We start from the raw sequence: 7,200 nt of genomic DNA on the forward strand, positions 1-7,200 counted from the left end.
AAACGGTGAAGTCCAATCCAGAAGCGATGTTCAACCTGTGCAAAGGGGCGATTCAAGCGGGTTACCGTGAGTTCACCGCTAACGTAGCATCGAACGATTTGGTTCGTGTGACAGGTTATATGATTAAGCTGTCTGACATTGCCAAATATGACGAGCAAGGTTCACGCACCAATACCACTTTCCTTGGTGCTGAAGCTGCAAAAAATACGGGCATACTAGAGCGTAAACCACGCGTAGCGAGCTTAGAGATGTCGCCGACATACGAATAGCTTTAACGTACGCATGTTATGTGTTTCTCGAATACGAACAATGTGAATTATGAAAATTTCTGATCTAACAACTCAAATGGCTAGGGTTAAAAATAATAAGACAGAAAAACAAGCGAAGGTCAGCCGTGTGCTGACCTTTTCTTGTGTTGATGGACCAGGAAATCGCTTGGTGCTGTTCCTACAGGGGTGTAATTTCGATTGCATCACTTGTCATAATCCACACACCATCAACCACTGTAACCATTGTGGAGACTGCGTGAGTGGCTGCCCGAGCAGTGCTCTGAGTCTTATTGAAGGCAAAGTGAAGTGGGATCCGTTAGCGTGTACCAACTGCGATCAGTGCGTCGATATCTGTGATCATAAGTCTAGCCCCAAAATCACCACGATGACGGTATCAGATGTGCTTGAACTGGTTAGGCACAATCAATTCTTCCTGAGCGGTATTACCGTTTCGGGTGGCGAGGCGACCATGCAATTGCCGTTTATCGTCGAGCTATTTCAGGCGATCAAAAGCGATCCGCAATTGGCACACTTAACGTGTTTTATTGATAGTAATGGCTCGTTGACACAGCAAGGTTGGGATAAGGTATTACCTTACCTTGATGGTGCGATGATCGACCTAAAATCATGGCAATCTGAAACGCATCAATGGTTAGTGGGTAGAGGGAACCATCGAGTGTTTGAAACCATTAACTACTTAGCTGATAAAGGCAGATTACATGAAGTTCGGTTACTGCATATTCCTAATAAAAGTGACCTAGATATCGAGGTAGAGCAGGTCGGGTATTACTTGAAGGGTTTGCCAAGTGATGTTCGAATTCGGTTAAATGCGTTTCAACATCATGGGGTAATTGGCGAAGCTTTAGAGTGGCCTAAATGCACCGAACAACAAATGCAGAGCTTTCACGATAAGCTCTACTTAATTGTTCAAAGGCCAATGCAAACACCTGAGGTTTATACCTAATATTTTCGGTCATCAATGCGAAAAGAGTTAGGCTTCTAAAAACAAGTCACACAACCATTTGATCGCCTGATCATTCATGTTTGGCTTGTTCCACACCAAGCTATACGCCACTTTTCCGTAATCAAAAGGAAGCGGTTTACTTACCAAGCCTTGTGCTTGTTTGGCATGCTCAGCCCATTGTTTTGAGCAAGTGAACAAGAAAGGTGTGTGGTGACATAACACCGCCGCCGCGCCAAAGTCCGCTACCGATATCGCCATATCTCTAGGCTTATGACATTGCACTAAGTTTTGCTCAAAGTAAGGCTTAGACAGTTCGTTATCTAAGATACCAATGTGTTTGTAGTCTAAATAGCCTTCAACTGTTAGTTCTTGCTGAGCGAGAGGGTGGTGAGCGCCCATCAAACAAACCATTTCATCAGGAAGAATCGTTTCCCACACCAGCTCTTTATTATCCGTTGGGGGTTGTGAGATATCGTGTGGCAACAGGATCAAGTTGACCTTACCACTGAGCAAAGCATCGAATCCAAGCTCCTGTTTCGAATAGATATTAAGTTTGGCTTTTGGTGCAAGTTCAGTGGTGATTTTGCTGATCTTCGAGGCAAACACTTCGAAGGTACTTTCACGCATCGAAAGTGAAAAGCTGCCTTGATACTCCTGAGGAGTAAAACTCTTTTGGTGAAGTAACCCGTTCATGCTGGAAAGAATCGCGTGAACAGTGGGCGCTATTTTCAGGGCAAAGGGAGTCGGGATCAGCTTGGTGCCGTCTCGATAGAAAAGTTCGTCATTAAGGATGTCACGCAGCTGAGACAATGTCTTACTCACACTCGAAGGGCTGACAAAGAGTTGCTCTGACGTTTGAGTGACGCTGTGGGTGTTCAGCATAATATGAAGCGCAGTGAGGTGTTTAAGGCTCACTCGCGATAAATGTAAGTAATCCATACACAACTCACTCAATGCGTGACAACGGTCGGTTTAAGGTTTTATAACAGAAACTAGCGCGCTAACTTGTGATGAGCGCGCGAAAAGTGACCCGCACAGAATGCGCCTACAATCGATAGCTCACCCGCCAAACATAAAGCCGCACAAACCTCAGCTAAGGCTTGTGATTTACCGTTGCCGTGTAGCCCTAGTAAATCGAGACACGCTTTTTGGCTTGGTAGGCCAGTACCGCCACCGACTGTTCCTAACATCAAGTTAGGCAGCGTTACACTCGCGTACAAACCACCTTCTTTGTTGAGCTCCATACGAGTCATACCAATCGCAGACTCAGCAACACACGCCGCGTCTTGACCGCAAGCAATGTAGAGTGCAGCAAGTGCATTGGCATAATGAGCATTGATACCAATCGTACCGCTTAGAGCGCCACCGACTGTGGTCATTTGTCCGAACTGCACCATCTTCTCTGGTGTGGTGTGGAGGTACTTAGCGACAAGCTCAGCAGAGATATTGACCTCGGCTGTGACTTTTTTACCACGAACGCTGCGCAAGGTTTGTGTATTGGCTTTCTTATCGCCTGATAAGTTGCCATCAAGGAAAGCATGATCGGGCTTAACCGGCGTATTTTCTATGATGTACTCAAATACCGCGTTGGTCGCGATAGTTACCATATTCTGACCAGAAGCGTCTCCGGTTAGAAATTCAAACACCAAGTAAACATGGTTACCTTCGATGTTGACATTGATGTCGGTAAGTTTGCCGTGCGACGTTGTTGATTCAGCTAAGGTTTTAAATTGGTCATACTGGGTCACTGCCCATGCTACAAACTGTCCTGCTTCAACTAATCCTTGGAATGCGAAACCAGGAGTGCGTGTTACGCCTTCATTGAGCAACATTGCACTTGCACCACCACAAGCTGTGATCAGCTTTGAACCACGGTTATACGACGCGACAAGCGCCGCTTCAGTGGTTGCAAGTGGGACTAGGTAGTCGCCTTTAGCAAACAGGCCATTGACTCTTAAAGGGCCAGATATACCAACAGGGACTTTTACCGTGCCAATAAAGTGCTCTATGTTTTTCTCATAAGCCTGAATCTGCCTTTGAGTATGAGGGTCGAGCAGTTCTTGCTGCGAGTCTGCATTATCGAGAGCCGCCCAGCGACGTGTAAGGTTTTTTTCAGTCAGGTAAGGGCTCGGAGTCAGTTTATTCACTGGCTTATCAAAATGAGGCTGGAGCTTCTTTTCTAATTCGTCTGCGGAGATGTCGCCTCCTAAAATAGAAACATAGTCACGGCGATGCAGATTTAGTTTTGGCATAAATAGTATGAAGTAAAGTTTGTGCAGCAAAATTGATTTGCGCTGATTCTACCGAGTAATAAACCAGAAACAAGTGCCTGATATAATGAGTTACAGTTTGTATGGATTTAGAGCCATTTGTTAGTCAAAAAGAGGGTAACCATCAAATCGATAAATAGTAGCTCGAATCAGATATGGATATCGAGAAGGCTACCAATGGCTTCGTTTTGACGATCAACCACACTCGCACCAACACGGTTGTAATTTGCGCTCTGTGTCAGCTTTAATAACGCTTCAGTAGAGGAAGAAGCTGGTTCAGGCTCTTTCTCTTTAAACGAAATGGGTTGTTCAGGTTCTATTTGATTGAAGCTCAAATCGCTAGTTTGGAAAGTGTCGTTGGTTTTTGGAGAGTGTTTGGAGTTTTGGTTAAGCTCGATAGCGGCTTCTTCAGCCATGTTGGTTGACTGCTGAATGATGGCGTAACCAGATTGAATACCAGATATCGACATAGCAGAACCTTTTATTGACGTATGAAATGAGTCTAGGCGGACGATATTTTGAGTGCAATGGAGAACGGCTACAAATTACTAAGATCAGGTGGATTTAAGCTAAAATAGTGACATTAGTCTATTAATTGAACAACTCATTCAGTACGTTTAACTCTTCATCTGTCAAAAGAGAAGGTTGATCTGTTTCAAGGTTTTCGTCTATTTCACCTTGAAGTGCTTTCAATTGCTGCGGGTTAAGGAGCTGTATTTTCTGCTTAAATGCTTCAAATTGCTGTGTATTCATAATGAGACCTTAGTTCAAATCCATATGCTCAATAGAGCATAGCTTACTGATTCAATAAATCAAACAAGATTAAGTGAATATTAAATGAAGTTTGAAGTTTCCTAAAACTAAGACAACTATAGATCCCTTTGGTTGTTTTTTGTCCGAGGAATGTTAGGCAAAGTTATGGATGAGTCAATCAAAGTCAGCAAGTTTACATGCGTGTAAGATTTGAACGGCCCTTGTAGATAAAGGGTAGGCAAGTGGTTGCTCTACCTAGATGAGCCTTTTGGTAGAGCAATGTACAAACACACGAAGTGTTCAAAAAATGAGCAGCTTCGTTGTCTTTTTGTTTTTACTGTTGTTTTGTTTTTCATCTTGAAACTTCTTTTTCAAGCGGCTTTTCAATCTTAACTTTAACTGCAAATTTTGTGGCTAAGGTATGCAGTTCTGGAAGCATTCGATAAATCAAATGTAGCTGTTGTAGAACCATTCTAACAGAGCTCTCATCCTCTTCTCTCCATTCACTTAAACGCTTATCAAGTTCAGGATCGTAAGCGTTTTTTACTTCGCATTGTTCTTGATGACAAAACAGCTGGTCGTTGAGAGCGTCGAGATGCTCGTGTATTACTCTGTGTGCGTCTAGTACCAGTTTGTGTGTTGCTTCGTCATCGATACGTGTTCTATGAGCTCCCAGAGCAGAGATATAGCTGAGTAGTGCATGATTGAGTGTTAGGAATCGGAAGCTCTCATCTTCAGATGTACGATACTTACCCGGCTCAACCAGCATGCTACTAACAGCGGCAGTCAGATTTGCATCATTGTTATGTGCACTGCGGCGTGCAATACGATAGCTAAGGCTGTCTTTTTTGCCTACACGGTATTGGCCAATGATCTGAGCGAGATAATCTTTATTGGAATCAAGCGCATCTGCCATCACCTTGTGAAGTCGTTTTGATTGCCAGTCCGGTAAAATATAGCTAACCGCTAAAACAGCGAGCGCGCTGCCAATGAAGGTATCTGCTAGTCTTGGCAATACAACTGCGTAGCCTTCCCCTAATTGATTGAAGCAAAAGAGCACAAGCAGTGTGATAAAGGCGGTCGCGAAACCGTAGTTATTGATACGGAAAGCGAAGAACATCACGCCACTGACCACAATGAATACCAGCTGACTCTCTTGAGATGGGAAAAAGGTCAACAACGGTACTCCAATCAACAAGCCTGCGACGGTGCCAATGACACGAGCCGTCAGCTTTTGTCGCGTTGCACTGTAGTTTGGTTGGCACACAAACAGTGTTGTTAGCAAAATCCAATAACCTCTTTCAATCTCAAAACCTTGGATAATTCCGTAACCGATCGTCAAAGTGATCGCCATACGAATTGCATGACGAAATAGCATTGAGTCGGTGTTCAAGTTGGCTTTGATCTTATGCCACATCGCCGTCAAAGTATGAGGGTTGGTATCGTCCAGTACGCCTTCTTCTAGTTTTTCTGCATCTGGGTTACTTATATTTGATAGCTGTTTTTCGACGGTAGCTAGGTTATTAAATAAGTAATCCAACTGGTTGAGCAGTGATTTCCATTCTGGGTTGTTCTGTTGATGCAGATGATTAAGTGAAGACATCAGTTCATCCAGTGCCAGAACAGATTTTTCGCCATGTTGGTATTCAGCGCCAACCTTCAGTGAGCTTGCTACTTCTTTACAAGCTTTAGCTTGGGCTTCGAGCAGATACTTAAATCGAAATAAAACGTCTGATCGCTCAAAGTGTTTTGCCAGCTCTTGATAACGGTAGTGGCTGGAGCTTACGCGTTCATGAATATCCTGTGCGATGAAGTAAGTATTAAGGAATCGGTCACTCGGTCCGTCAATGTGTCCGCGCTTAGAGCGGTTGAGTAGCGTTGCTTTGCACATGTTGAGCGCGTTAACAGTGCTAGCATTGAGTTTGGCTTCAATAATGCGATGTGGTTGGGGAATCAAATCTGAAACTGGATAGAAGAGCTCTGCTTTAGAGCCGATGTAATTGCCGATTTGATCGAATACTGTTGCTAGGTTTTGCTGCACTGGTTGCATCGGCCATACGATCTGCCAAATCATCGACATGAAGTAGTACCAAGCTGCGCCCGTTAACAATAGTAGAGGTTGAAACCAAAGGTTAGTGCTCTCGTGAGCCCCAAGCATGGCGTAGATAGCCACAAGTAATGATCCAAATGCGATACTGGCATATTTAGGGCCAATTGCCCCAAGTATAATAAAAGAGAAGGTTGAAACGAAAAGCCCTATCGCGAACAGCCAAGGCGTATCGAAGAGAATCTCAATAGAGAAGGCTGCAACGGCAAAACAGATAAAGGTTAGCGTGAGTGCTTTCAAACGTCCGGTAAAGCTATCATCACTTTCAGCAAGAGCCGCAGCAATAACCCCTAAAATTAATGGTGTGATCAGTGTGTTTTGACCATAATACCAAGCAGGTACTACAACACCGAGCAGAGTGATGAGAATTAATACGCTGTAATTTATGGTTTTATTCGCCCAATAAAGGCGTAGTTTTGCTGAGAAGTCCACAGTCGCTCACTTGACACACTAAAACCATAATCCTAACAGAAATCAAGCACAAGAATTTGATACTTATCCATAATTGCCCCTAGGTGGTCATGAAAGCGTCGATAAGCAGTGAGACATTATTAATTCTCACTGCATCATGATATAAATTCAATATTCCCAATTAAAGAGCACGCTCCAATGCAGCTAAGCGCTAATAAGACTGCACAGTTTTTTATTCAAAATGAATATCATCAAGTTGAGCTTGATGGTCCACGCCTGCTGTTATCTTCAGTAGGCAGTGAAGAACGTATCCCTTTCACTATTTGGAGTGGCAAGATCGCGATAAAGCGCGGATTGTTTTGGGGATCGTTGCAGTTTTTTGCTAATCAACAAGATGGCAAACAGCGAAGCTGGTTAGTCCAAGGC

7 protein-coding genes and 1 pseudogene are annotated in these 7,200 nt (G+C 43.8%); 3 read left to right on the plus strand and 5 right to left on the minus strand.

The annotated features are described in order from the left end of the window. A partial coding sequence (locus tag AB4653_RS05235) for a glycyl radical enzyme domain-containing protein (protein WP_372103500.1) occupies positions 1 to 269 on the plus strand: 269 nt, incomplete at its 5' end. Positions 270 to 318: 49 nt separating this feature from the next. Then, entirely contained in the window at positions 319 to 1,233 is a 915-nt protein-coding gene (locus tag AB4653_RS05240) for a YjjW family glycine radical enzyme activase (protein WP_050395117.1), read from the plus strand. Between the two features lie 27 nt (positions 1,234 to 1,260). Here the strand turns inward: AB4653_RS05240 and AB4653_RS05245 are convergent, their stop codons facing one another. The 5 genes from AB4653_RS05245 to yccS form a co-directional block, all read right to left on the minus strand. After that, the gene (locus tag AB4653_RS05245) at positions 1,261 to 2,172 is read right to left on the minus strand and encodes a LysR family transcriptional regulator (protein WP_009845579.1); all 912 of its coding nucleotides are present in this window, start codon (positions 2,170 to 2,172) and stop codon (positions 1,261 to 1,263) included. A gap of 53 nt (positions 2,173 to 2,225) precedes the next feature. Beyond that, the gene (locus AB4653_RS05250) at positions 2,226 to 3,485 is read right to left on the minus strand and encodes a hydroxymethylglutaryl-CoA reductase (protein ID WP_009845578.1); all 1,260 of its coding nucleotides are present in this window, start codon (positions 3,483 to 3,485) and stop codon (positions 2,226 to 2,228) included. 167 nt (positions 3,486 to 3,652) lie between these two features. Continuing rightward, positions 3,653 to 3,973, minus strand: a complete 321-nt coding sequence (locus AB4653_RS05255) for a hypothetical protein (protein ID WP_009845577.1) — start codon at positions 3,971 to 3,973, stop codon at positions 3,653 to 3,655. A gap of 121 nt (positions 3,974 to 4,094) precedes the next feature. Next, positions 4,095 to 4,256, minus strand: a complete 162-nt coding sequence (locus AB4653_RS05260; RefSeq protein ID WP_009845576.1) for a hypothetical protein — start codon at positions 4,254 to 4,256, stop codon at positions 4,095 to 4,097. A 352-nt stretch (positions 4,257 to 4,608) separates the two neighbouring features. Next, complete coding sequence (gene yccS / locus AB4653_RS05265) at positions 4,609 to 6,795, minus strand: YccS family putative transporter (RefSeq protein ID WP_009845575.1); 2,187 nt, start codon at positions 6,793 to 6,795, stop codon at positions 4,609 to 4,611. A gap of 177 nt (positions 6,796 to 6,972) precedes the next feature. Between yccS and AB4653_RS05270 the strand changes: the two are divergent. Then, positions 6,973 to 7,200 (plus strand): annotated as a pseudogene (locus AB4653_RS05270) (DNA helicase IV); the annotation flags it as partial.

Origin of the sequence: Vibrio sp. 10N.222.48.A3, from assembly GCF_041475345.1 — a bacterium.
GTDB classification, from domain to species: domain Bacteria; phylum Pseudomonadota; class Gammaproteobacteria; order Enterobacterales; family Vibrionaceae; genus Vibrio; species Vibrio tasmaniensis_A.

Bases quoted from the DNA above. Each gene is read 5' to 3' on its own strand.
- AB4653_RS05240 (WP_050395117.1), top strand. From the start codon at position 319: ATGAAAATTTCTGATCTAACAACTCAAATGGCTAGGGTTAAAAATAAT.
- AB4653_RS05245 (WP_009845579.1), bottom strand. From the start codon at position 2,172: ATGGATTACTTACATTTATCGCGAGTGAGCCTTAAACACCTCACTGCG.
- AB4653_RS05250 (WP_009845578.1), bottom strand. From the start codon at position 3,485: ATGCCAAAACTAAATCTGCATCGCCGTGACTATGTTTCTATTTTAGGA.
- AB4653_RS05255 (WP_009845577.1), bottom strand. From the start codon at position 3,973: ATGTCGATATCTGGTATTCAATCTGGTTACGCCATCATTCAGCAGTCA.
- AB4653_RS05260 (WP_009845576.1), bottom strand. From the start codon at position 4,256: ATGAATACACAGCAATTTGAAGCATTTAAGCAGAAAATACAGCTCCTT.